Below are 24,721 nucleotides of genomic sequence, written 5' to 3' on the forward strand. Positions count from 1 at the left end.
CAGACCACATTATACGATGCCGAAGCGGTCCCCAGACCACCCGGTGGACGCGCGCAAGCAGCGCGCCTCCCTCCCCCTGGCATGCCCCGCGCCCGATGTTGCCACGCCGCTCCTGGGCGGCCTGACTCCGGCGCAGTTCATGCGCAAATACTGGCAGAAAAAGCCCCTCTTGATCCGCCAGGCGATTCCCGGGATCGAAGCGCCACTCTCTCGCGACGAACTCTTCGCGCTTGCGGACAGCGACGACGTCGAGTCGCGGCTCATCACCCATTTTCGCCGCCGCTGGGCGCTCGAACACGGTCCGTTCTCGCCGGACGAACTGCCCACGCCGAAGACTCGCCAATGGTCGCTGCTCGTGCAAGGTGCCGACCTGCACGACGACCGCGCGCGCGCCCTGCTCGAGCGCTTTCGTTTCGCGCCCGACGCGCGGCTCGACGACCTCATGATCTCTTACGCGTCGGACGGCGGCGGTGTGGGCCCGCACTTCGATTCGTATGATGTCTTCCTGCTGCAGGTGCATGGCAAGCGCCGCTGGCGCATTGGCGCGCAGCGCGACCTCTCTCTTCAGGAAGGTTTGCCGCTCAAGATTCTCGCGAATTTCGAACCTGAAGAAGAGTGGCTGCTGGAGCCAGGCGACATGCTGTACCTGCCGCCACATATCGCGCACGACGGCGTCGCCGAGGGCGAATGCATGACGTGCTCGATCGGCTTTCGTTCTCCTTCCACGAGTGAATTGACAAGCCAGTTTCTATACTGGCTCGCCGAGCGCGGCGCGAACGACGACAACGGCAAGCCCACGCTCTATCGCGACCCCGACCAGCCGGCCGTTGCGCACCCCGCGCAGCTGCCCCCGGCACTCGTAGAGCGTGTTGGAGGCGTGCTTGCTAAAGTGCGCTGGAGCAACGCCGATGTCTCCTCGTTCGTAGGCTCCTGGCTGTCCGAACCGAAAGCCAATGTCGTATTCGACGCCCCCGAAAAGCCGCTCGACGAAGCCCGTTTCGTTGCGCAAGCGGCAAAAAATGGGATAACACTCGACCGCAGGACAATCCTGCTTTACGATTCGCGGTCGTATTACCTGAACGGGGAACAGTACTTGCTCAAAGAGGCAAGAAAGTGGCTGCCGGCACTGGCCGACAGGCGCTCTATGGACGGGAAACGCTTTGTAACACTCTCACACGATTCGTGTGTGACAGCGTTGCTACACGAGTGGTATCGTGCGGGCTGGATTCGGACCGGGGTGCTTGCCTAAGCGCTTCGGACTGTTATACCGTACTAAAATAGTGCTTGTATGAGAAAGACAACGTATTGTCCCCGGATTTGTCGACGGTCGATACGAAAGTGCCTATAATTTCCGGCCAGGCCGTAGGGAAGATTCACGCTCTTGCAGTGCATCTCCACCAGCGGCTCAGGTCGGTGTTGGGGCACATTTACCGGTATTATTTTGCGCTGTTGCTTACCTTTAACCATAAAAGGACGTGATCATGAAGAAATCCCTCCTCGTAGCATCCCTGCTGGCAGCTGTTGCACTCGCTGCGTGCAACAAGAGCAGCGACCAAGCTGCTGCGCCGGCTAGCGACGCTGCTGCTGCTTCGGCACCGGCTGCTGCTGCTTCGGACGCTGCTGCTGCTGCTTCGGGCGCTGCTGCTGCTGCGAGCGACGCTGCTGCTTCGGCTACCGCCGCTGCTTCGGACGCTGGCGCTGCTGCTTCGGACGCAGGCGCTTCGGCTCCGGCTGCTGCTTCGGGCGCAAGCCAGTAAGTTGCGTTCGCGCGACGCTCGCTGGAGACCACGGTCCCGGCGAGCATCGCAGCGAACCGTCGTACGGTCTGCTGCCTGCGTCAAACGCGCTTCAGACATACGGCGGGCAAGCGAAAAAGCCACGAACTCACGTTCGTGGCTTTTTTGTTATGCGGTGCGCATGAGGCTTAACGTGCCTCGCCCTGCTCCCCTGCCTCCTCGTTCTTCTCTTCGAAGAACGCCTGCACCACCTCAATTTCCCGCGTCCGCTTGAACGGCGGCAGGCTTTGCCAGATACGTCGACCGTACGGCTTGTCGACGAGACGGGTGTCGCAAATCATCAACACGCCGCGGTCGGTTTCCGCTCGAATCAGCCGCCCCGCGCCCTGCTTGAGCGTGATCACCGCCTGCGGGAGCTGGTGGACCGCAAACGGGCTCAGGCCTTTCTTCGCCAGCGCGTCGAGCCGTGCCGCCAATACCGGATCGTCGGGCGGCGCGAACGGCAGCTTGTCGATGACCACGAGCGAAAGCGCATCGCCGCGCACGTCCACGCCTTCCCAGAAACTTTGGCTGCCCACGAGAATTGCATTGCCGTAGGCGCGGAAACGCTCGAGCAACTCCGTGCGGCTCGCGTCGCCCTGTACGAGCAGCGGCGTGTTCCAGCCGCGCGCCTCGATCGTGTCGCGCAGCTTCTGCGCGATGCGGTCGACGGCGCGCAACGTCGTGCAAAGCATGAAGACACCGCCGCCCGACGCCTCGATCGCCGGCAACGCCGCATCGAACACGGCGTCGGTGAACTGCGGCGACGACGGCTGCGGCATATTGCGCGGCACGTAAAGCAGACCTTGCGCGGGATAGTCGAACGGGCTTGGCAGCGTCATCGAGCGGCGCGAGCTCAAACCCATTTGCGCCGCGTAGTGCGTGAAGTCGCCGCGCACCGAAAGTGTGGCCGATGTGAAGACCCACGTGCGCGGCACGCCCGCGCGTTGCTTCGCGAAAATCGGCGCCACGGAAAGCGGGGTTTCGTGCAACTGCACCGTGTGCGAGAACACCTCGACCCAGCGGACTTTCTCGTCCGCGTCGTCCGCAGCGTGAGCGTTTTCGTCTTGGCCGTTTGCATCGGTCTTGCGTGTTTCGTGCGCTGGGGCGCCGCTCTGCGGTACGGTCCAGCCCGAAAGGATGCCTTGCAGTTCGCGCGCGCGGCGCAAGCAGGCTCCGATCGATTCGGCGCGTTCGGCCTGACCCGCGAGCGCCGTGGCAAGCGCGCCCAGTTCGGTCTGCAGCGCATCGAGCGCGTCGAAGAGCGGATGGTCTTCGGGCAACTGCGTGATCGACAGCCGCAGCGAATCTTCCTTGAACGCAAGCCGCACGTCGCGCGCCGCGCGCTCCAGCGCAGCGCCGAGCTTGACCCACTCGACGGCGTCGCGCGCATGACTCAGGCCCTCGGCCACGCAATCGCGCGCGAGTTCGAGGAACTGCGCAGTCGAGAGGGTTTCGCCGAAAAAGAGCGTTGCCGTTTCGGGCAGTTGATGCGCTTCGTCGAAGATGATCGTATTCGCGCTCGGCAGCAGTTCGGCCATGCCGGTGTCGCGCAGCATGATGTCGGCGAAGAACAGATGGTGGTTCACCACCACGATATCGGCCTGCTGCGCCTCGCGGCGCGCCTGCATTACGAAGCAGTCCTTGTAATGCGGACACTCCTGGCCAAGACAGTTGTCGCGCGTCGATGTGACCATCGACCACACGGCAGCCGTCTCGGGCACACTCGCGAGTTCGGCCTTGTCGCCCGAGCGCGTGATCTTCGCGAAACGCACGATTTCCTGCAGATACGCGGTTTCCTGGCGCGACGGGAGCCGGCCGTTGTCGGCCGTGCGCTGCAGGTAGTAATGGCACAGATAGTTGGCGCGGCCCTTGAGCATTGCGACGCTCACAGGCACCGCTAGCGCGTCGCGCACCGTGGGGATGTCGCGCGCGAAGAGCTGATCCTGCAAGTGCTTCGTGCCCGTCGAGACGACCACCTTGCCGCCCCACAGCATGGCCGGCACGAGGTACGCGTAGGTCTTGCCGGTGCCGGTGCCCGCTTCGACGATGAGCGTATTGTCACCGTTCTCGGCGGCGGCGCTCGCCGCTTCCCCGGCGCCCGGCTGTGCCGGTGCCCCACGCTCGAGCCGCCGCGCGGGGCGCGACTGGAGTTCGAACATTGCGGGGTCCGGCTGGGATTGCGCGGCGGCTTCCATTGCGGCCGCAACTGCGCGCGCCATTTCGATCTGCGCCGCGCGCGGGCGATAGCCGTCGATCTCACGCGCAAGCAAGCCGTCGGCCGCGAAGAGCTGCTCGAGCTCGGCGGCACGGCGTGCGCTCAACACGGGGGCTGCGGCTGTTTGCGTCGCACGCGCGTCGGCCTCCGGCGCGCCGCCTTCGCGCGCGGGCCGGGAACGAGAAACGGTCGTTGAATTCAAGGCAAGCGGTTCCTGCTCGGTCCGGAAGGGCGCAACCCGCCGACTGCCGCGCCCCGGCGCCTGCCAGGACCCGGGATCAGGCGTGCCCGTCCGAAGTCTTCGTTGAATCGGGGTCCAGCTGCAGTTGCAGCAGGAGGATGTTGTCCTTGACCTTGAGCTTGCGCTTCTTCAGCCTCTGCAGTTCGAGATCGTCATAGTCCGGGGTATCGGACATCCTGTCTATCAGGCGGTCCAGATCGCCATGTTCCGATTCCAGCTGCAGAATGCGGTCACGAAGGACCTCGGTCTTGACTTCACGATGCTCGCGCATGCTCGCCTCCTCGACATATGCGGCGCGCGCTTGCGAAGGACAACGCGCCTGAGGTTGCAGTCCGGCTGAAAAAGCGTGCTACTCGTGCTACTGGTCCTGCTGTTCTTCCTGCTGCTGCTTTTGTTGTTGCTGCTGCTGTTGTTCTTGTTGCTGCTTTTGCTGCGCCTTCTCGGCCGCCTGTTTTTGACGCTCTTCGACATCGGCCTTATGCTTCGCCGCGTCTTCCTGCTTCTGCTGGTAGCGCTGGGCCTTTTCCGCACGCTCCTGGCCCTTCTGCTCGCCCTGGCGGCGCGCTTCGTCCAGTTGGTTCTGGTACTGCTTCTGATCGTACGCCGCCTGGTTCGCGTCGCGCTGCGATTGCTCGCCCTGGCGTTGCGCCTGAGCCAACGCATGTTGGCGCTGCTTTTCCTGATACGCCTGCTCGTTCGCCGCACGCTGCGGCGCTTCGGCCTGGCGCTGCGCCTGATCGAGCGCGTGTTGCTGCTGCTTCTGTTCGTACGCCTGTGCACTCGCCGCTTCGTTGGCGGCGCGCTGCGGCGCGTTGGCTTCGTCTTGCGCGCGCTTCAATGCGGCCTGCTGGTCGCGCTGCTGCGCATGCGCGGCGCGTTTTTCGTCGTCGAGCGCCAGTTGCTCGCGGCGGATATCGGCCTGCACGACACGCATCTTGTCGCGCGCCTTGCCGATGCAATGATTCACGAAGAACGTGCTGTAGCAGTTGTGCTGCGCGACGGCAAACTGATAGTCGTTCTCCGCACTCCGACGGTCCAGCACTTGTTGCCGCTGATCGAAATCGCTCTGCTGCGACGCCGACGTGCCAGCGCCCCCTCCATCAGACGCTGCGAGCGGCGCGTTGCCCAAAGCCGCTGGCTTCATGACCGGTGCTGCTGCCGCACCTTGCTGCTGTAGCGGCCCCGATACCCCGACCGCCTGCGCGAGGGCCGGAACGCTCGCACCAAGGCTCAACGCGACGGCACAAATTGCCCCAAGAGCGGGGAACCGCCGAGTGACGCCAACAGGCGCGCGAAACCGGGCAAGGGGCAAATCGGGGGAGAAGCGGGAGGTCGTCAACGTCTTCTGTGGGCAGCGGAACATGGCTGAAATTCTAACACCCCCCGGGTTGAGCGCTCGGCCATTTATGGCAAAATGCCCCGCTCCACCGGCCGGCGGCGCACCCGGCAACGTGCCTTTTTTGGGCACTGCGGGCGCTCGAGCCCGCACCGGCCGCCGGACCGCAAACCGATCCTCGCAGGAATATCCAGACCCTATGACGGAAACCGTAGCACTCAAGATCGTCCAGCGTATCGCCACTGAACTGAGCGTGCAGCCGCGCCAGGTCGCAGCCGCCGTGCAGCTTCTCGACGAAGGCTCGACCGTTCCGTTTATCGCCCGTTACCGCAAGGAAGTCACGGGCAATCTCGACGATACGCAACTGCGTACGCTCGAAGAGCGCCTGCTCTATCTGCGCGAACTCGAAGACCGCCGTGCGGCGATTCTCGCGAGCATCGAGGAACAAGGCAAGCTCACCGATGAGCTGCGTATCGCCATTGAAGCCGCCGACAGCAAGCAGGTCCTCGAAGACCTCTATCTGCCCTACAAGCCCAAGCGCCGCACGCGCGCGCAAATCGCACGCGAAGCCGGCCTGCAGCCGCTCGCCGACGCGCTGCTCGCGAACCCGCTGCTCGACCCGCAAACGGAAGCCGCGCAGTACGTGGACGCCGAGAAGGGCGTCGCGGACGTGAAGGCCGCGCTCGACGGCGCACGCGACATCCTCTCCGAGCAGTTCGGCGAAACGGCCGAACTGCTGGGCAAACTGCGCGACTGGCTGTTCAACCAGGGCGTGGTGATGTCGAGCGTGGTCGAGGGCAAGGAGAGCGAGGAAGGCGAGAAGTTCCGCGACTACTACGACTACTCCGAGACTATCAAGACCGTGCCGTCGCACCGTGCGCTCGCGCTGTTCCGTGGCCGCAACGCCGGCGTGCTGATGGTCAAGCTCGGCCTTGGCGGCGAACTGGACGCACAGGTGCCGCATCCGGGCGAAGCGATGATCGCGCGCCACTTCGGCATTGCGAACCAGAACCGTCCGGCCGATAAATGGCTCTCCGACGTCTGCCGCTGGTGCTGGCGCGTGAAGGTGCAGCCGCATATTGAAAACGAGTTGCTCACGAATCTGCGTGAGCAGGCCGAAAACGAAGCGATCCGCGTGTTCGCGCGCAATCTGAAGGATCTGCTGCTTGCCGCGCCGGCCGGCCCCAAGGCCGTGATCGGTCTCGATCCGGGTCTGCGCACGGGCGTGAAGGTCGCTGTGGTCGACCGCACCGGCAAGCTGCTCGCCACCGACACGATCTACCCGCACGAACCGCGCCGCGACTGGGACGGCTCGCTCGCAAAGCTCGCGCGCATCGCCGCGCAAACGCAAGCGGAACTCATCAGCATCGGCAACGGCACGGCTTCGCGTGAAACCGACAAGCTCGCGAGCGAGCTGATCTCGAAGCATCCCGAACTGAAGCTGCAGAAGATCGTGGTCTCCGAAGCCGGGGCGTCGGTTTATTCGGCGTCCGAACTGGCTGCGAAGGAATTCCCCGAGCTCGACGTTTCGCTGCGCGGCGCGGTCTCCATTGCGCGCCGCCTGCAGGACCCGCTCGCCGAACTCGTGAAGATCGAGCCGAAGGCGATTGGCGTGGGCCAGTACCAGCACGATGTGAACCAGCGCGAACTTGCGCGCTCGCTCGACGCTGTCGTCGAGGACTGCGTGAACGCCGTGGGCGTCGATGCGAACACGGCTTCGGTCGCCCTGCTCGCCCGCGTGTCGGGCCTGAACTCCACGCTCGCGCGCAATATCGTCGATTACCGCGACGCGAACGGCCCCTTCCCGTCCCGCGAGCATCTGAAGAAGGTGCCGCGTCTGGGCGACAAGACGTTCGAGCAAGCCGCAGGCTTCCTGCGCATCAACGGCGGCGACAATCCGCTCGATCGCTCGTCGGTGCACCCGGAAGCGTACCCCGTCGTCGAGCGCATGCTTGCGAAGATCAAGCGCACGATCGGCGACGTGCTCGGCAGCCGCGAAGCGCTGTCGGGCCTCGCGCCCACCGAGTTCGTGGACGAACGTTTCGGCCTGCCGACGGTGCGCGACATCCTGAGCGAGCTGGAAAAACCGGGCCGCGATCCGCGCCCCGAGTTCAAGACAGCAACGTTCCGCGATGGCGTCGAGAAGGTGTCCGACCTCGTGCCGGGCATGCTGCTCGAAGGCGTCGTGACGAACGTGGCGGCGTTCGGCGCGTTCATCGACGTGGGCGTGCATCAGGACGGACTCGTGCACGTCTCCGCCCTGTCGACGAAGTTCATCAAGGACCCGCACGAAGTCGTGAAGGCCGGCCAGGTCGTGAAGGTGAAGGTGCTCGAGGTCGACGTGAAGCGTCAGCGCATTGCGCTCACGATGCGTCTGGACGACGACCCCATGAGCGCGGGCGGCTCACGCAGCGGCGGTAACGCGGGCCAGTCCGGCAATCGTGACAACCGCGGCAGCGGCAATCGCGACAATCGCGGCGGCCAGCGTTCGCGCGATGCGGAACCGGCAGGCGCAATGGCGGCGGCATTCGCGAAGCTCAAGCAACGCTGATGTCCGCATGACGCCACGTGGGCCGCAACGGCTTACGTTGTATGCGCAACAAAAAAGGCACCCTCGGGTGCCTTTTTTGTTGGTCGAAACGCCGTGATCAGATCTCGATCTTCGTCCCGAGTTCGACTACGCGGTTCGCAGGAATGCTGAAGAAGTCGGTGGGCTTCGCGGCGTTCTGATGCATCCACGCGAATATGCGTTCGCGGAAGATCGACATGCCCGGCAGTTGCGTCGGCACGACCGTCTCGCGCGCGAGGAAGAACGACGTGTCCATCATCTCGAACGTCATGTTGTGCGTGCGCGAAATGTCATCGAGCACCGCTTGCACGTCGGGGGTTTCGTTAAAGCCGTAATCGGCCTTCACGAGATAGAGCCCACCGCCGATATCCTTGACCGACACGCGTTCGGCGTCAGCCACATACGGAATATCGCGGATCACGAACGTGAGGAAGATCGTGCGCTCGTGCAGCACCTTGTTGTGCTTGAGGTTGTGCAGCAGGCTGACCGGCACGAGCGATTCGCTGCCCGTGAGGTAGATGGCCGTGCCCGAAACGCGATGCGGCGGGTGCGCGAGCAGCCCTTGCAGGAAAGGCATGAGCGGAATACCGTCGGCGGCCGTGCGGTCCTTCACGATCATGCGGCCCTTGAACCAGGTCATCAGCAGGAAGAACAGCAGCGCGCCGATGCCAAGCGGCAGCCAGCCCCCCTCTTCGACCTTAAGCAGGTTCGCGCCGAAAAACCCCAGGTCGACGGCCAGCAACACCGAGATGATGCAGGCGACGAGCGCCTTGTTCCACTTCCATACCTTCGTCATCACGACGGCGACGAGCACCGTGGTGATCACCATCGTCGCGGTCACGGCGATACCGTAGGCGGCGGCCAGATTGTCCGAACTCTTGAAGGCGACCACGATGCACAGAATGATGAAGAGCAGCATCCAGTTCACGACCGGCACGTAGATCTGACCGATGGCGAGATCCGACGTGTGCAGCACCTTCATGCGCGGCACGTAGCCAAGCAGAATGGCCTGACTCGTGAGCGAGTATGCACCCGAGATCACGGCCTGCGAGGCGATCACGGTGGCGACCGTCGAGAGCACGACGAGCGGCAGCAAGGCCCAGTCAGGCGCGAGCAGGAAGAACGGATTTTCGATCGCGCGATGGTCCTGCATCAAGAGCGCGCCCTGGCCGAAGTAGTTCAGCACGAGCGAGGGCATCACGAGCGTGTACCAGGCGCAGCGAATCGGCTTCGCGCCGAAGTGGCCCATGTCGGCATAGAGCGCTTCCGCGCCGGTCAGCACCAGCACGACCGAACCGAGCACCACGTAAGCCTGCAGCATGTGCGCGCCCATGAAGCTGACCGCGTAGTACGGACTGAGCGCCGCGATAACGCCAGGCGCCTGCACGATGCGCGAGACGCCGAGCACGCCGATGGTGATGAACCAGAGCACCATGATCGGGCCGAACAGACGGCCGACCAGCGCGGTGCCGTGCCGCTGGATCCAGAACAGCAGGATCAGGATCACCATCGTGAACGGCAGCACCAGATGCGAGAGTTTGGGCGCAGCAATTTCGAGGCCTTCCACTGCCGACATGACCGAGATCGCCGGCGTGATCACGGCATCGCCGTAGAACATGCACGCGCCGAAGATGCCCAATGCCGTGAGCAAGGCTGCCGACTTGCTCTTGCGGTTGAACGAGCGCATGGCGAGCGCCATGAGCGCGAGTACGCCGCCCTCGCCGTTGTTGTCGGCGCGCATCACAAAAAGGACATACTTGACGCTGACGACGATCACGATCGCCCAGAACAGCAATGAAATGACGCCGAGAATGGAGGTGTCGTTGAGCGGAATGCCGTGCGAAGGGCTGAACGCCTCTTTCAGCGAATACAGCGGGCTCGTGCCGATGTCGCCGAACACCACGCCGATGGCCGCTACGGCGAGAGTAGGTAGCGGCTGCTTGGCCACGTGTGTGCTAGTTGTCATATACGCGGTAATCCGTTGCGAGGCGGAAAAAACGAGCGCTATTCTAAACCGGGCTGTGGCCAAAACCGAGCGGCCGTCGCGGCACTGCGACATCCCCTTGTCCCCGCGCAGTTTAGCACCGGCCCCAGATGACGTCTGCCCGCCTGCGCTGCCGCCAGGGAACGTGGGCGATACGCAAAAAAAAACGGAGCCATAAAGGCTCCGTCTCTGGATCAGCGCGCCACGGGTCCGAAAACCCTGACGGCGGCATAACCCCTGCTTACTTCTGCGCCGCTTGCGCCTGCTGCAGACCACGCTTGATCCACGCACCGAGATTGTGCGGGCGCACCGTGTCCCACTCCTCGAACGGCTGGTGAATCCACGGATTGGTCGGCAGATGCTGGACGAAATAGTCCGGTGTCACCTTCGAGCAGCCCTTGTACCAGAGCACCGCCGAGCGCACGCCGGTCACAGCCGGGTAACGCTCCTTGAGGTGCTCCTGCACGCGGGCAAGCGTGACGCCCGAATCGACGAGGTCGTCGACTAGCAGCACGTTGCCTTCCAGGTGACCGCGCGTCATCGTGATGTACTGCGCGATGTCGAGATCGCCCTGCTCCGTACCTGCGGCTTCGCGGTACGAGCTGGTTGCGAGGATCGCCAGCGGCAGATCGTAGATGCGCGAGAGCTGGTCGCCCACGCGCAAGCCCCCGCGCGCGAGACACAGGATCTGGTCGAACTTCCAGCGCGACTCGTGCACCTTGAGCGCGAGCAGTTCGATCAGCCGGTGATACTCATCCCAGCCGACCCACAGGTTCTTGTCGTCGTTGCGCGGGTCCATCATTTGAATCATTTTTGCTTCTGCCTTCTTGCTACTTAGACCTTGAACGGATGACGCAGCAGGATCGTTTCGTCGCGATCCGGGCCCGTCGAAACCATGTCGATCGGCACACCGGCGACTTCCTGCACGCGCGTGAGATACGCCTGCGCGCTCTTGGGCAGCGCGTCGAACTGCGTGATGCCGATGGTGCTTTCGTTCCAGCCTTCGAACGTCTCGTAGACCGGCTCGCATGCGGCCACTTGCGAGGCGCCGCGCGGCAGAATGTCCACGTCCTTGCCATCGACCTTGTAGCCGACGCAGAGCTTCACTTCGTCGAGACCGTCGAGCACGTCGAGCTTCGTGATGCACAGACCCGTCACGCCGTTGATCTGGATCGAGCGGCGCAGTGCAGCAGCGTCGAGCCAGCCGGTGCGGCGCGGACGGCCCGTGACCGAACCGAATTCCTTGCCGACCTTCGCGAGCGTGAGGCCCACTTCTTCCTGGCGATCGGCGTTGTCGGCGTCGTACAGTTCGCTCGGGAACGGGCCCGAACCGACGCGCGTGCAATACGCCTTGGTGATGCCGAGCACGTAATTCAGTTTTTGCGGACCGACGCCCGCGCCGGCCGAAGCTGCACCCGCGACGCAGTTGCTCGATGTGACGAACGGATAGGTGCCGTGGTCGATGTCGAGCAGCGTGCCCTGTGCACCTTCGAACAGCAGGTTGCCGCCTTCGTTGTTCACGTCGTACAGACGTCGCGAAACGTCCGTGACCATCGGCTTCAGACGCTCGGCGTACGAGAGCATCGTGTCGAGCGTTTGCTGATAGTCCACGGCCGGCGCGCCCAGGTACTGCGTGAGCACGAAGTTGTGGTAGTCGAGGTTCTCGCGCAGGCGAGCGGCGAAGTTTTCCGGCTCGAACAGGTCCTGCACACGCAGACCGCGGCGCGCCACCTTGTCTTCGTAGGCCGGACCGATGCCGCGGCCCGTCGTACCGATCTTCGCGGCGCCGCGCTTGGCTTCGCGCGCCTGGTCGATGGCGATGTGGTACGGCAGGATGAGGGTGGTGGCTTCGGAGATGAACAGGCGCTTCTGGACGTCGATGCCCGCTTCTTCGAGCTCGCCGATTTCCTTGAAAAGCGCTTCGGGCGAGAGCACCACGCCGTTGCCGATGTAGCAGGCGACGCCGGCACGCATGATGCCCGACGGGATCAGCCGGAGAATGGTCTTCTTGCCGCCGATGATGAGTGTGTGGCCGGCGTTGTGACCGCCCTGGAAACGCACCACGCCTTGCGCGTGGTCCGTCAGCCAGTCGACGATCTTGCCCTTGCCTTCATCGCCCCATTGGGTGCCCACGACGACGACATTGCGTCCCGGGGTTACATTCACTGCGCTGGCAGACATGGTGTTTCGTTAGCTGGTTAAAAACGTATTTTACCTGGGTTCAGCGGCAAGGCCGCCTTTTTTTCCCGAAATTCGCGGAATTTCCTTTTGCACTCAACGGCATGCGCGAAGCGAAGCGTGCTTTGGCACGGCTGCGCGGCCGCTTCGCGGGCGGCGCGAATGGCCGCCCCGGTGCAGTATCAGGCGTGTTTTTCGACGACCCAGACGCCGTCGCGCTCGATGAGCACGCGGTCGCAGGCGAACTCGTCCATGTCGTGCTCGTGGCCCGGCAGCGCCTGGATCACGACCTCGCCCGCATCGCGCAGCGCGGCGACGGCGGCGCGCAGCGCCTCGTCATGGCGCCACGGCGCGAGGATCGCGCTGCTGCGCGCTTCGACCGGGGAAATGCGCGCCACTTCGCGCAAATCAAGCGAAAAACCCGTTGCCGCGCGGGCGCGGCCATAGGCCTCACCCACCTTGTCGTAACGGCCGCCACGGGCCACGGCGTTCGGCACGCCGTCCACGTAGGCGGAGAACATCACGCCGCTGTGGTACGCGTAGCCACCGAGATCGGCGAGGTCGAGCATCAGCTCCGCACCCTCGATCTCGCGCACGAGGAACGCGAGGTCGTCGAGCGCTCGCGCAATGCCCGGCAGCGCCGGCAGACGCGCGCGCGCCTCGTCGATCACGCTCGCGTCGCCGTAGAGCGACGGCAGCGCGCGCAAAGCGTCGCGCGTGGCGGCGTCGAGGTTCTGCGTGAGTTCCGCGAGGCGCGGCACGTCCTTGCCAGCGAGTGCTTCATACAAGGCATCGCCGAGTGCAGCCGCAGCCGGGTCCGCTTCGAAGATCGCCGCGAGCACGCCCGCGTGCGAGAGGTCGAGGCGCACCTTCGCGAGGCCCGCGAGGCGCAGCGCATCGAGCATCAGCTGCTGGATTTCGAGGTCGGCTTCGAGGCCCGCGTGGCCGTAGATTTCGGCGCCGGTCTGGATCTGTTCGCGCGTGGCGTGCAAGCCGCGCGGGCGCGTGTGCAGCACGTTGCCCGCATAGCACAGGCGCGTCACGCCCTGGCGGTTCAACAGGTGCGCGTCGATGCGCGCGACCTGCGGCGTCATGTCGGCGCGCAGGCCGAGCGTGCGGCCCGAGAGCTGGTCGACGAGCTTGAACGTGCGCAGGTTCAGGTCGCGCCCGCTGCCCACGAGCAGCGACTCGAGATACTCGAGCAACGGCGGCATGACCATTTCGTAGCCATAGGCGCGGAAACGATCGAGCAGGCGGCGGCGCAGCTCTTCGATCTTGCGCGCTTCGGACGGCAGCACGTCCGCAATATTCTCGGGGAGTAACCAGGTCGACATCGGTTGAGTCCTACCACAATGAGGGCCACGCGCGGCGAAACGCCACGCCGCCCGGTAATTCGGAATCCGTCAAAAAACGCCCATCGCACACCGCATCTGAAAACCGCGGCGGCATGATGCGGTCAGGTCGCCAGCATCAGCAGGACGAGGCCGAGCCCCATCACGATGAGCCCGCCAATCCTGATGTGATGCGGCGGCCGTTCCGCGATTTTACGGAATGTGTCACGCCACGCCGTCGGAAAAACGAACGGGAACATGCCCTCGATAATCAGCATCAATGCGATCGCGAGCAAGAGGGAGCCAGCTATGTCCATGCGAAGAAAGACGCCGCGCAGTGCGCGGCGCGTGTGTCTCGTTTTGTCTAGTGTTTGCGCGGGGTGGCGGAAGCCGATGCGTTATCTCCGCCATTCGCGCCGCCGTTCGGGCCACGCATGAAGCGGAAGAAGTCGCTCGATGAGTCGACCACGATGACGTCGCCGGGCCGGAAGCTCTCGCGGTAAGCGAGCATGCTTTGATAGAACCGGTAGAAGTCCGGGTCGCGCCCGAACGCCTCGGCGGCAATCGCGGCGGCCTTGCCGTCACCCTCGCCCTTGATCGCTTGCGCCTGCGCATAGGCGTCGGCCAGCACGCCCTGCTGCTTGCGCTGTGCGTCGTCCTTGATCTGCTGCGCCTCGGCCGCGCCCTTCTCGCGAATCTCGGCAGCGGCCTGCTCGCGTGCGGCGCTCATGCGCTTGAAGATCGTTTGCGCCAGCTCCGGCGGGTAATCGACGCGCGTGAGTTCGATCGCGATCACGTCGATGCCGAGCGGCGCCGCGCTTTGCCTGAGCGCGTCGCGCGCGCCGTTGGCAATGGCTTCCTGCTGCGCCAGCGCCTCGGTGAGCGTGACTTTCGAGATCGCGTCGCCGAGCGCGTCGCGCGACAGCGACGCGAGGCGGTCGGAAAGCGTCTGTGCATCGCCCTTTGTGGCCGCGAAAAGCTTGAGTGGATCGGAAATGCGATAACGCACGACCGGGTTCACGAGCAGTTCGGTCTTGTCCGACGTCGTGTAACGGTCGGCATCGGGCGCATCGAACGCCTGAATGCGCGTGTCGATGAACGTGGCGGTCTGGAACGGCGGCGGCAGCTTCACGTGCAGCCCAGGACCCGCGAGCGTGGCGTTGGCCCCGCCCGACGAGGAAATGATGGCGACGTGGCGCGGATCGACCATGAAGACGGCCGACGACGCAACCAGCACGACAACCACGACGGCAACGACGAGCGCAATGATCTTGTTCATAGTGGCGCTCCCCTTATTGCACGTCGCTTTCGCGGCCGCGCGAGCGGAACGCATCGCGCGAACGGAAGGCGTCGCTCGCGGCGGCTGCCGCGTCGCTGGCCGTAGTTGCGGGAGCTGCGCCCTGCTGCTGGGCGCCCTGCTGTGCACCTTGCTGCTGTGCGCCTTGCTGTGAGTCGCTGCCGGCTGCCGGAGCGGAGGCCGCGTTGGCGTCCGAAGCCGCGCCGGCCGTTGCCGCACCGGCACCGGCACCGGCACCGGCGCTCGAAGCCGAGGCCGCAGCCGCGCCTGTTGCGCCCGCAGCCACGGCGGCGCGCTGACGTGTCATGTCGACGAGCTTGTCGAGCGGCAGATTAATCACGTTGTTGCCCGACTTGCTGTCGACGAACACCTTCGTCGCATTCGAATAGATGTGCTGCATCGTCTCGAGATACATGCGCTCGCGAATCACAGCCGGCGCCTTCGCATATTGTTCGTAGACCTGCGTGAATCGTTGCGCATCGCCCTGTGCCTGCGACACCACACGTTCGCTGTAAGCCTTGGCTTCGTCGATGAGACGCGCCGCGTCGGCCTGCGCGCGCGGCAGCAGCTGGTCGGCATAGGCCTGGGCATCGCGCTTCGCGCGGTCGCGGTCCTGGCGCGCCTTGGCTTCGTCGTCGAGTGCCGCCTGCACCTGATCGGGCGCCGAGACGCTCTGGATCGCCACGCCGGTCACGCCGAGGCCCGTCTTGTACTCGTCGAGCGCGTGCTGGATCGTGTCGGCAAGCTGGGCGCGAATTGGCTCGCGGTCGGCGTAAAGCATGTCGTTCGTGCTGCGCGCGCCCACCACGGTGCGCACCGCCGCCTGCGCGGCCTGCGTGACGGTGAGGTCGGGATCGACGCTGCGGAACAGATAGTCGGTCGGCTGCTTGACCTGGTACTGCACGGTAAAGCGCACGTTGAGGATGTCGCCGTCGTGCGTGATGACCGCGGCGTCCTTCACGTTTGCCGGGCGCACGAGGTTGTTGCGGCCGATCTCGACGGTGCGGATCTGGCCGACATTGACGATTTCATGCGTCTGGAACGGATACGGCATGCGCCAGTGCACGCCCTGACCCACCGTGTGGCGATACTGGCCGAACTGCAGCACGACGCCGGCCTGCCCTTCCTGGACGACGAACACGCCACTGCCCACGTAGATCGCAATGAGCACGCCGATTACGATGCCCACGCCGATGCGCGCGCCGTGGCCGTTGTCCGGGCGCGGCCCGAAGCCACCCGGCCCCTTGCCCTTGCGGCCGAAGAAAGCGGACACGCGGCGGTTGAAGTCGCGCCACATTTCGTCGAGATCCGGCGGACCGTCTCCCTTGTCGCCGTTGTCACCCTTGTTGCCCGGCGGGCGACGCCCGTCGTCAGAACGCTGGCCATTGCCGTCGCCTCGACCCCAACGCGGGTCGTTCAACGAGAAAATGGCGCGCGTGCGCTGCCAGCCAGTCCGCTTGTTGTAATCGTTCACCTGTGTTCGTTCACCAGAGTAGACAGCGGGTCAATTGCGTGCGGATTCCATCGGAGCCGCGGGGCCGGCCTTGCTTGCGAGGCAATGCCGGGCGCGCTTCAGCGCTCGTGTTCGGGTTCCCAGCGAGGTTCTTCCTGCACCGCGCTCCAGTCTGCGGCCAGGGACTGCGGCGCGTCGGCAAGCGGCTCGGCAGTCGCGATTTCGGCGATGGCGGAGCGCAGCGCATCCAGTCCGACGCCCGTGCGTGCGCTCAAAAAGACGCGCGAAATATTACCATATTCATCACGCTCGACCGTTCCGCCACGGGCCGCCAGTTCCGGCACCGCGTCAATCTTGTTGAAGACCAGCACCTGACGGATCGTGTCCGCGCCGATATCACGCAGCACCTTGTTCACCTCGTCGATCTGGTCGAGACGCACGGCGCTCGACGCATCCACCACGTGCAGCAGCAAGTCGGCCTGAACCGTTTCCTGCAGCGTCGCGCGGAATGCGGCGACTAACTGGTGAGGCAGCTCGCGGATGAACCCGACGGTATCGGACAGCACGATCTGGCCCACTTCGTCCCCGAGCCAGAGGCGCCGCGAGGTCGTGTCGAGCGTCGCAAACAGCTGGTCGGCGGCGTAGGCCTGCGCCTTCGTGAGCGCATTGAAGAGCGTGGACTTGCCCGCGTTCGTATAGCCCACGAGCGACACCGACATCGTGCGGGTGCGCTCGCGCTGACGCCGCTGCGTGCCGTGCTGGCGGCGCAGCTTCGCAAGCTTGCCCTGCAGCATCTTGATGCGCTCGCCGATCAGCCGGCGGTCGGTTTCGAGCTGCGTTTCACCCGGGCCGCGCAGGCCGATACCGCCCTTCTGGCGCTCAAGGTGAGTCCAGGCGCGCACGAGGCGCGTGGCGAGGTATTGCAGCTGCGCGAGTTCGACCTGCAGCTTGCCTTCATGGCTGCGGGCGCGCTGGGCAAAGATGTCGAGAATGAGGCTCGTGCGGTCGACCACGCGACGATTGAGCGCGCGCTCCAGATTGCGTTGCTGGGCGGGCGACAGCGCGTGATTGAAGATGACGATTTCGATGTCGTTCGCTTCGCAGGCGAGACGCAGTTCCTCGGCCTTGCCGCTACCAATGAACATGGCGGCGTCGGGGCTGGAGCGTCGCCCGGTGAGCGTGACAGCAGGAGTGGCGCCCGCGCTTTTAGCGAGCAGGCTGAGTTCTTCGAGACTGGCTTCGAAGTCGGTCTTGCCGAAGTCGATGCCGACGAGTGCGGCGTTGATCAAATTAGAGGATGTCAAAATGAAAGCGGCCGGACCAGAGCAGCCTGCGAGGCGCCCCGGTCCGGCCGCGTCATGGGTCAGGACGCTTCCGTATCCGGGTGGAAATTCACCGGACGGGCCGGAACCACCGTGGAGATGGCGTGCTTGTAAACCATTTGCGTAACCGTATTACGGAGCAACACGACGTACTGGTCGAACGATTCGATGTTCCCTTGAAGCTTGATGCCGTTGACCAGATAGATCGAAACAGGCACGTGCTCCTTGCGCAGCGCGTTCAGAAACGGGTCTTGTAACAATTGCCCTTTGTTGCTCATAGCAAACTCCGTATTTTTTTGCAGGTTTAACTTATATTGGGATGAAGAAAAAGAAATCCACCACCAATCGCTACACTATAGCCGATTCTCGTTCCCCCGCGCGGTTCCTGGCGGTTCGGCCAGGCGGCCTTTGCGGGGTAGCGAACGCTATTCAGCAACAGCCTAGTTTTTCTCGGTATAGGGATTCGTCGAGGAGCGAAACTCTATGCGCAATGGAGTGCCGGTGAGCGAGAAAGTTTCCCGGAAACGGTTCTCCAGATAGCGCTTGTAGGTTTCCGTCACGGCGTCGAGTGCGTTGCCGTGAATGACGATAATCGGAGGGTTCTGTCCCCCCTGGTGCGCGTAGCGCAACTTCGGACGCACCGGGCCGCGGCGACGCGGCTGCTGGAACTCCACGGCTTCGATGAGCGCGCGCGTGAGCTTCGGCGTGGGCAGCTTCGCCATGGCGGCGGCATAGGCGTCGTCCACCGAACGCATGAGCGGGCCGATGCCGAACTTCTCCGTCGCCGAGATGAAGCGCATTTCCGCGAAGTCGAGGAACTTGAGCTTGCGCTGCAGGTGGTGCTTGGTGCGCTCGCGCGCGTGGTCGTCCATGCCGTCCCACTTGTTCACGCCCACCACGAGCGCGCGGCCCTGTTCCACCACGAAGCCCGCGATATGCGCGTCCTGGTCCGAGATTTCCTGCTGCGCATCGAGCAGCAGAATCACCACGTTGGCGTCGGCGATCGACTGCAGCGTCTTCACCACCGAGAACTTCTCGATCGCTTCGAACACCTTGCCGCGGCGGCGCAGGCCTGCCGTGTCGATCAGCGTGTACTTCTTGCCGCCGCGCTCGAAATCCACGTAAATCGAATCGCGCGTCGTGCCCGGCATGTCGAATGCGATCACGCGGTCTTCGCCAATCAGCGTATTGACGAGCGTCGACTTGCCCACGTTAGGGCGACCGACGATCGCGATCTTGATCCCGTGTTTGGCGGCGTCCTCTTCGCTTTCCTCGGGCTGATCGGCGTACGCCTGTTCGAGCGCCTCGTTGATCATTTCCGTCACGCCGTCGCCGTGCGCCGCGGAAATCGCGCGCGGGTCGCCGAGACCGAGTTCATAGAAGTCGGCAGCCACGGCGCTGTACTTCATGCCCTCTGCCTTGTTCACCACAAGGAAGATCGGCCGGCCGGTCTTGCGCAGATAATCGGCGATGTGCTTGTCCTGGGGCGCGAGTCCATTACGGCCGTCGCAAATGAACACGACGATATCGGCCTCTTCCACAGCCTGACGCGTCTGGCGCGCCATTTCGTGCAGGATGCCGTCCTTCGCGACCGGCTCGAAGCCACCGGTGTCGACCACGAGATACGGGCGCTCGCCCACGCGCCCTTCACCGTAGTGACGGTCGCGCGTGAGGCCAGGCAGGTCGGCCACCAGCGCATCGCGCGAACGCGTGAGCCGGTTGAACAGCGTGGATTTCCCCACATTGGGGCGCCCGACGAGGGCGATTACGGGTTTCATCTGATCTTTTCTACAGTAAGGCGCAGCGCCGGAGAGTCCGGCGCGCTGCGCGGCAAGCCCTGCGCCTGCGGGGCTGCATCAGTTGCAAATTATCACGAAATTCACGAGCAGGGCCGCGTCCCCGAGCCGAAAGCGCAACGCGACCGGGGCTGGACGCCGCGCAACCGCCTGGGGCGGTAACGGTGAACAGCGGGTGAACAGCGGATGAACGGCGAGGTCGTGCACGCCGCCGTCCCAAAATGCGCATGGCCGGCTTGAGCCGGCCAGCGGGTTAGGCATCGGAACCTGCCGGCTCCGCTACCTCGAGCATCTGCATGCATCGGAGCGCCGCTCGTGAGGCGCTGCCAACTGCGTATGCGTGCAGTGCGCGGGTCGATGCGCGTTTCTTGCCTTGCACGCCGGCCGCGCGAGCCGGCGTCATGTGTCTCTGCGGCGCGCCCCGAAGGCGCTACCGCAGCCAGCGCCACTTAGTGCGGACGCAGACCGTACAGGTCGCCGTCCTTCGTCTGCACGACCAGCGTGTTGCCGGCGAGCACCGGCGCCGCCGTGATCGGGCTGCCGTCGGTCTTCACGCGCGAGACGAAGCTGCCGTCGTCGAGCGAGAGGAAGTGGACATAACCCTCAAAGTCACCCAGCACGACCGCATGGCCCAGCAATGCGGGCACGCTGACGTCGCGGCTCTTGAGCTTCTCGTTCGTCCAGGTCGGCTCGCCCGTCGACACGCTGAACGCTTTCACGACCGACCAGTCGTCGCCACCGACCACCGTGCCTTCATCCTGAGCGATCCCGCTCGTGCTCGAGAACGCCTTTTGCCACATCGGACGGCCCGAATTGGCGTCGAAGCAGCCAAGCTGACCCTGGAACGTCACCGCGCAGGTGGTGGCACCCACCAGCGTGGGCGGACCGCTCACGTCATTGATACGCTCGACTTCCGTCACGCCCTTCGGGTAAGAGACCGGCGTTTCCCAGAACGCGTCGCCGCTTTGCAGGTTGATCGCTGCGAACGAGCCGCCCGGGAAGCCGGCCAGCACGGCCTGGTCACCCGCGAACGTCATGCCCGCCGACACGCGCAGATTCAGCGGCACGGCGCGGTTGCGGTAGAGCCACTTCTGCTCGCCCGTCTGGCCGTTGAAGGCGACGATCTGCCCGTCGATCGTGCGCACGATCACGAGGCCGTTGCCGACGAGCGGCGGCGAGATGACTTCGCCCGGGGCCTTGGCCTGCCACGAGAGCTTGCCGTTCGAGTCGAGCACGTAGACATCGCCCTTCAGGCCGCCCACCGCCGTGAGATTGCCGTCGCTGCCCACGCCCGCCGAGAGGTCGTCCTTGAGCTTGGTGCGCCAGATGTCCTTGCCCGACGCGGCGTCGATCTTCGCGACCGAGCCGTTCTCGCCCGCTGCGTAGATCGCGTCGCCCACCGCGACCGGCGCGAACAGATAGCGGCCGGCCTTGCCGACGCTCGACTTCCACACCTGCTGGACATCCAGCGCCTGCTTGAAATCGGTCAGCGGCACCGGCACGCGACGCACGTCTTTCGTCGATGAGCAGGCTGCGAGAGCCAGGACGGTCATCGCGAGAGCGACGGGCACAACGGTTCGTTTCAGCAGATTCATCGGTGAACGACGCATGAATGAAGTTGGTTTGAATAGTTTCGCAATGCTGCGCGCACCCACGGCGCGCTTCGCAACTTAGCCGTCGAATTAGCCGCCGAGCGCATCCAGCTTGAACTGGATCAGCTGACGCTCGGAAGCGTCGCTCTTCGGCAGGCTGTCGAGGGCCAGCTTGTAGGACGCGCGCGCGTCGTCGCGCTTGCCGGCCGCAGCCAGCAAATCACCACGGCCGTCGGCCACGATGCCCTTGAACGGACCCGAATCCGGTTGCGGAATCAGCGCGAGGCCCTGATCGTAGGCCTTTTCGTCGAGCAGAAGCGAAGCGAGACGCAGCTTCGCGATCTGGCGGAATTCGTCGTCCTTCGCGTGATCGGCGGCCCATTGCAGCTGCGCCTTCGCGCCGGCCGTGTCGCCCGCCATGTAGAGCGCCTTGGCCACGCCAAGCGCAGTCATCTGCGCGTACGCCGTGCCGCCGAAGCGATCTTCCATGTCGGTCGCCACGCGCATGAGCATGGACTTGTCGCTGCTGTTCGCGGCCTGTTGCACCTGGTCGTACAGCACGGCGGCCTCGGCCGCCTGGCGGCGCTGCCAGAAGTTCCAGCCATTCCACGCAGCGAGCGCGAGCAGAACGATCAGCACGACCCACGTAGCGGCGTTACCCCACTGCCCCCACCATGCCTTGAAGCTCTCGATCGATTCCTGTTCGTCGTGGTAACTCATCGCGTAGCGATTCCTCGTTTATTCTGAAGCCTGTTTTCGAATGCGCAGCGAACCGGGCAGCCCCTTGGGGCGGCCCTGTTAGTCGTCGCCGTCTTCGGCGGATGCAACCATCGCATTGATCAGATATTCGGTCAAGTCCTCAAGCGCTACCGTTTGTTGCTCGCTGCGGGCCTCCGCGGCCGTGCCGCGCAGCGCCTTCACACCGGCCTCGCCCTTGGCCACTTCGTCCTCGCCGAGTACCACGGCAAACGCCGCGCCGCTCGCATCTGCGCGCTTCATCTGCGACTTGAAGCTCGCGCTCTGACCGTCGGCACTGCAATGCAAAATAACGTCGAGGCCCGTGTCGCGCAGACGCTCCGCCACGATGAACGCCTTCTCGCGCGCGGCGTCGCCCTGGTGGACAACGTAGACATCGCAACCTTCTTCTTCCGGCACGAGGTCTTCTTCCTTGAGCAATTCGAGAATGCGCTCGATGCCCATGGCCCAGCCGCACGCCGCCGTCGGCTTGCCGCCCAGTTGCTCGATCAGCGGATCGTAGCGGCCGCCCGCTGCGACCGTGCCTTGCGCGCCGAGCTTGTCGGTCACCCATTCGAACACGGTCAGATTGTAGTAATCGAGACCACGCACCAGACGCGGGTTGATCTTGAACGGAATGTTGTTCGACTTGAGAATGCGCTGCAGCCCTTCGAAGTGCGCGAGCGAAGCCTCGCCGAGGAAGTCGATCAGCTTCGGCGCCTTGTCTGCGATCTCCTGCAGCGCGGGATTCTTCGTGTCGAGCACGCGCAGCGGGTTCGTGTAGAGGCGACGCTTGCCGTCTTCGTCGAGCAGATCGACGTGCTGCTCAAGGTATTTGATGAGTTCGACACGATGCGCCGCACGCTCTTCGGCCACGCCGAGCGAGTTGATCTCGAGCTTGATGCCGGCGAGGCCGAGATCGTCCCAGAGGCGCTGGCACATCAGGATGATTTCCGCGTCCGCATCGGGACCCGCGAAACCGAGCGCCTCGACGCCCACCTGATGGAACTGACGATAACGGCCACGCTGCGGACGCTCGTGACGGAACATCGGGCCGATGTACCACAGGCGCTTCGGACCGTCGTAGAGCATGTTGTGCTCGATCGACGCGCGCACGGCGGCAGCCGTGCCTTCCGGGCGCAGCGTGAGATTCTCGCCGTTGAGCGCGTCGGTGAAGCTGTACATCTCCTTCTCGACGATGTCGGTCACTTCGCCGATGCCGCGCGTAAAGAGCTGCGTATGCTCGACGATCGGCGTGCGGATATTTTGATAGCCGTACGAACGAAGCATGGACTTGACCGTGGTTTCGAAGAATTCCCACAGCCCTGCCTCCTGCGGCAGGATGTCGTTCATGCCCTTCACGCCCGTGAGCTTTTCGGGCTTGCGTTTCTGTTCAGTCATTGCGTTGCGTATTGGCTTTATTCGGTTGTGCGTATCGTGACCACAAGCGGCCACAAGCGAACTACGAGCGGATCGACCGCCCTGCTCAGTTCGTCGCTTCGGCCTTGCCGTACTTGCGCGCGACGTAGTCGCTCACGATCTGCTGGAATTCTTCGGCGATGCGCTCGCCGCGCAGCGTCTTCACCTTTTCGCCGTCGATGAAGACCGGCGCCGCGGGGTTCTCGCCCGAACCCGGCAGGCTGATGCCGATGTTCGCGTGCTTCGACTCGCCCGGGCCGTTCACGATGCAGCCCATCACGGCGACGTTCATCGTTTCGACGCCAGGATACTCGTCGCGCCAGATCGGCATCTGCGCACGCAGATAGCCCTGGATCTGCGAAGCCAGTTCCTGGAACAGCGTGCTGGTCGTGCGACCACAGCCGGGGCAAGCGATGACCATCGGCGTGAACGAGCGCAGGCCCATGGTCTGCAGGATTTCCTGACCGACCACGACTTCGCCCGTGCGCGCGCCGCCCGGTTCCGGCGTGAGCGAGATGCGGATCGTATCGCCAATGCCCTGCTGGAGCAGCACGGAAAGCGCCGCCGTCGAAGCGACGATGCCCTTCGAGCCCATGCCCGCTTCCGTGAGACCCAGGTGCAGCGCGAAGTCGCAGCGCTTTGCAAGTTCCTGGTAGACGGCGATCAGGTCCTGCACGCCGCTCACCTTGCACGACAGGATGATCTTGTCGCGGCCAAGGCCGAGTTCGACCGCGCGTTCCGCCGAGCCGATGGCCGACTGAATGAGCGCTTCGTACATCACGCTTTGCGCTTCCCACGGCTCCTTGCGAGCGCCGTTCTCGTCCATCATGCGCGCGAGCAGGTCCTGGTCGAGGCTGCCCCAGTTCACGCCGATACGCACCGGCTTGTCGTACTTGATGGCCGCCTCGATCATCTGCGCGTACTGCGTGTCGCGCTTCGCGCCCTGACCCACGTTGCCCGGGTTGATACGGTACTTCGAGAGCGACTCCGCGCAAGCGGGATAGTCGCGCAGCAGCAGATGGCCGTTGTAGTGGAAGTCGCCGACGAGCGGCACCATCACGCCCATGCGGTCAAGCTGCTCGCGGATGTACGGCACGGCCGCCGCGGCTTCCGGCGTGTTGACCGTGATACGCACGAGTTCCGAGCCCGCCTGCGCGAGTTCCTTGATCTGGATCGCGGTGCCGATGGGGTCCGCGGTGTCGGTGTTGGTCATCGACTGCACGCGCACCGGCGCGTCGCCGCCGATCGTCACCAGCTGGCCGCCCCAGCGCACATGCACGGCATGCGACTTGCGGCGCGGCGCGTGGCCGCCGAGGACCGGCTCGGTCGAGCAGATCTGACTGTTGCTGGTCGAGGATTGCGTTTCGCTTTGCATCGAAAAACCCATTTACGCCTCACGCGCGCTTATCGCCAGCTAGTTGGCGACGGCACTGCGTGAATTGAAAAAGCGTCGCGGCAGGCAAGAAGACTTGCCC

20 protein-coding genes are annotated in these 24,721 nt (G+C 64.4%); 3 read left to right on the forward strand and 17 right to left on the reverse strand.

Annotation, left to right across the window (positions count from 1 at the left end; translation table 11 throughout):
- Window positions 1-16 precede the first annotated feature (16 nt).
- Together U5A57_RS05520 and U5A57_RS05525 are read left to right on the forward strand one after the other, a co-directional pair.
- Window positions 17-1,249, forward strand: coding sequence for a cupin domain-containing protein (locus U5A57_RS05520; RefSeq protein ID WP_321908890.1), 1,233 nt, complete (start codon window positions 17-19; stop codon window positions 1,247-1,249).
- Window positions 1,250-1,481: 232 nt separating this feature from the next.
- Complete coding sequence (locus U5A57_RS05525; protein ID WP_112172866.1) at window positions 1,482-1,757, forward strand: hypothetical protein; 276 nt, start codon at window positions 1,482-1,484, stop codon at window positions 1,755-1,757.
- Between the two features lie 167 nt (window positions 1,758-1,924).
- Here the strand turns inward: U5A57_RS05525 and U5A57_RS05530 are convergent, their stop codons facing one another.
- From U5A57_RS05530 to U5A57_RS05540, 3 genes are all read right to left on the reverse strand, one after another.
- Entirely contained in the window at window positions 1,925-4,195 is a 2,271-nt protein-coding gene (locus U5A57_RS05530) for an ATP-dependent DNA helicase (protein WP_321908891.1), read from the reverse strand.
- A 76-nt stretch (window positions 4,196-4,271) separates the two neighbouring features.
- Window positions 4,272-4,505, reverse strand: coding sequence for a DUF465 domain-containing protein (locus U5A57_RS05535; RefSeq protein ID WP_028204122.1), 234 nt, complete (start codon window positions 4,503-4,505; stop codon window positions 4,272-4,274).
- 87 nt (window positions 4,506-4,592) lie between these two features.
- Window positions 4,593-5,597, reverse strand: coding sequence for a colicin transporter (locus tag U5A57_RS05540; protein WP_415765207.1), 1,005 nt, complete (start codon window positions 5,595-5,597; stop codon window positions 4,593-4,595).
- A 172-nt stretch (window positions 5,598-5,769) separates the two neighbouring features.
- On the opposite strand from U5A57_RS05540, the gene U5A57_RS05545 reads away from it, so the two are divergent.
- Entirely contained in the window at window positions 5,770-8,121 is a 2,352-nt protein-coding gene (locus U5A57_RS05545; protein WP_321908894.1) for a Tex family protein, read from the forward strand.
- A 97-nt stretch (window positions 8,122-8,218) separates the two neighbouring features.
- Here U5A57_RS05545 and U5A57_RS05550 read toward each other — a convergent pair whose 3' ends face one another.
- The 14 genes from U5A57_RS05550 to ispG form a co-directional block, all read right to left on the reverse strand.
- Window positions 8,219-10,105, reverse strand: coding sequence for a potassium transporter Kup (locus tag U5A57_RS05550; RefSeq protein WP_321908896.1), 1,887 nt, complete (start codon window positions 10,103-10,105; stop codon window positions 8,219-8,221).
- 259 nt (window positions 10,106-10,364) lie between these two features.
- Window positions 10,365-10,934 carry a phosphoribosyltransferase gene (locus U5A57_RS05555; protein ID WP_321908898.1) on the reverse strand — a complete coding sequence of 190 codons (570 nt, stop codon included), beginning with the start codon at window positions 10,932-10,934 and terminating at the stop codon, window positions 10,365-10,367.
- 23 nt (window positions 10,935-10,957) lie between these two features.
- Window positions 10,958-12,304 carry an adenylosuccinate synthase gene (locus tag U5A57_RS05560; RefSeq protein WP_321908899.1) on the reverse strand — a complete coding sequence of 449 codons (1,347 nt, stop codon included), beginning with the start codon at window positions 12,302-12,304 and terminating at the stop codon, window positions 10,958-10,960.
- Between the two features lie 179 nt (window positions 12,305-12,483).
- Window positions 12,484-13,635 (reverse strand): ATP phosphoribosyltransferase regulatory subunit, encoded by a 1,152-nt coding sequence (locus U5A57_RS05565; RefSeq protein ID WP_321908901.1) that lies wholly within the window; start codon window positions 13,633-13,635, stop codon window positions 12,484-12,486.
- A 122-nt stretch (window positions 13,636-13,757) separates the two neighbouring features.
- Entirely contained in the window at window positions 13,758-13,949 is a 192-nt protein-coding gene (locus U5A57_RS05570; protein ID WP_028210024.1) for a DUF2065 domain-containing protein, read from the reverse strand.
- A 47-nt stretch (window positions 13,950-13,996) separates the two neighbouring features.
- Window positions 13,997-14,911 (reverse strand): protease modulator HflC, encoded by a 915-nt coding sequence (locus U5A57_RS05575; RefSeq protein WP_321908903.1) that lies wholly within the window; start codon window positions 14,909-14,911, stop codon window positions 13,997-13,999.
- 13 nt (window positions 14,912-14,924) lie between these two features.
- On the reverse strand, window positions 14,925-16,403 hold the full coding sequence (hflK, locus tag U5A57_RS05580; RefSeq protein ID WP_321908905.1) for an FtsH protease activity modulator HflK: 1,479 nt from the start codon (window positions 16,401-16,403) through the stop codon (window positions 14,925-14,927).
- Between the two features lie 98 nt (window positions 16,404-16,501).
- On the reverse strand, window positions 16,502-17,671 hold the full coding sequence (hflX, locus tag U5A57_RS05585; protein WP_321908906.1) for a GTPase HflX: 1,170 nt from the start codon (window positions 17,669-17,671) through the stop codon (window positions 16,502-16,504).
- Between the two features lie 74 nt (window positions 17,672-17,745).
- A complete protein-coding gene (gene hfq / locus U5A57_RS05590; protein WP_027793540.1) occupies window positions 17,746-17,982 on the reverse strand; it encodes an RNA chaperone Hfq in 237 nt (78 codons plus the stop codon).
- A gap of 162 nt (window positions 17,983-18,144) precedes the next feature.
- Window positions 18,145-19,482 carry a ribosome biogenesis GTPase Der gene (der, locus tag U5A57_RS05595; RefSeq protein WP_321908907.1) on the reverse strand — a complete coding sequence of 446 codons (1,338 nt, stop codon included), beginning with the start codon at window positions 19,480-19,482 and terminating at the stop codon, window positions 18,145-18,147.
- A 467-nt stretch (window positions 19,483-19,949) separates the two neighbouring features.
- Window positions 19,950-21,095 carry an outer membrane protein assembly factor BamB gene (bamB, locus tag U5A57_RS05600; RefSeq protein WP_321908909.1) on the reverse strand — a complete coding sequence of 382 codons (1,146 nt, stop codon included), beginning with the start codon at window positions 21,093-21,095 and terminating at the stop codon, window positions 19,950-19,952.
- Window positions 21,096-21,182: 87 nt separating this feature from the next.
- Complete coding sequence (locus U5A57_RS05605; RefSeq protein WP_321908910.1) at window positions 21,183-21,812, reverse strand: tetratricopeptide repeat protein; 630 nt, start codon at window positions 21,810-21,812, stop codon at window positions 21,183-21,185.
- A 78-nt stretch (window positions 21,813-21,890) separates the two neighbouring features.
- Window positions 21,891-23,228, reverse strand: a complete 1,338-nt coding sequence (gene hisS, locus U5A57_RS05610; RefSeq protein WP_321908911.1) for a histidine--tRNA ligase — start codon at window positions 23,226-23,228, stop codon at window positions 21,891-21,893.
- An 85-nt stretch (window positions 23,229-23,313) separates the two neighbouring features.
- Window positions 23,314-24,621, reverse strand: coding sequence for a flavodoxin-dependent (E)-4-hydroxy-3-methylbut-2-enyl-diphosphate synthase (ispG, locus tag U5A57_RS05615; RefSeq protein WP_321909204.1), 1,308 nt, complete (start codon window positions 24,619-24,621; stop codon window positions 23,314-23,316).
- Between the last annotated feature and the right edge of the window lie 100 nt (window positions 24,622-24,721).

Origin of the sequence: Paraburkholderia sp. J11-2 (assembly GCF_905220185.1) — a bacterium.
GTDB lineage: Bacteria > Pseudomonadota > Gammaproteobacteria > Burkholderiales > Burkholderiaceae > Paraburkholderia.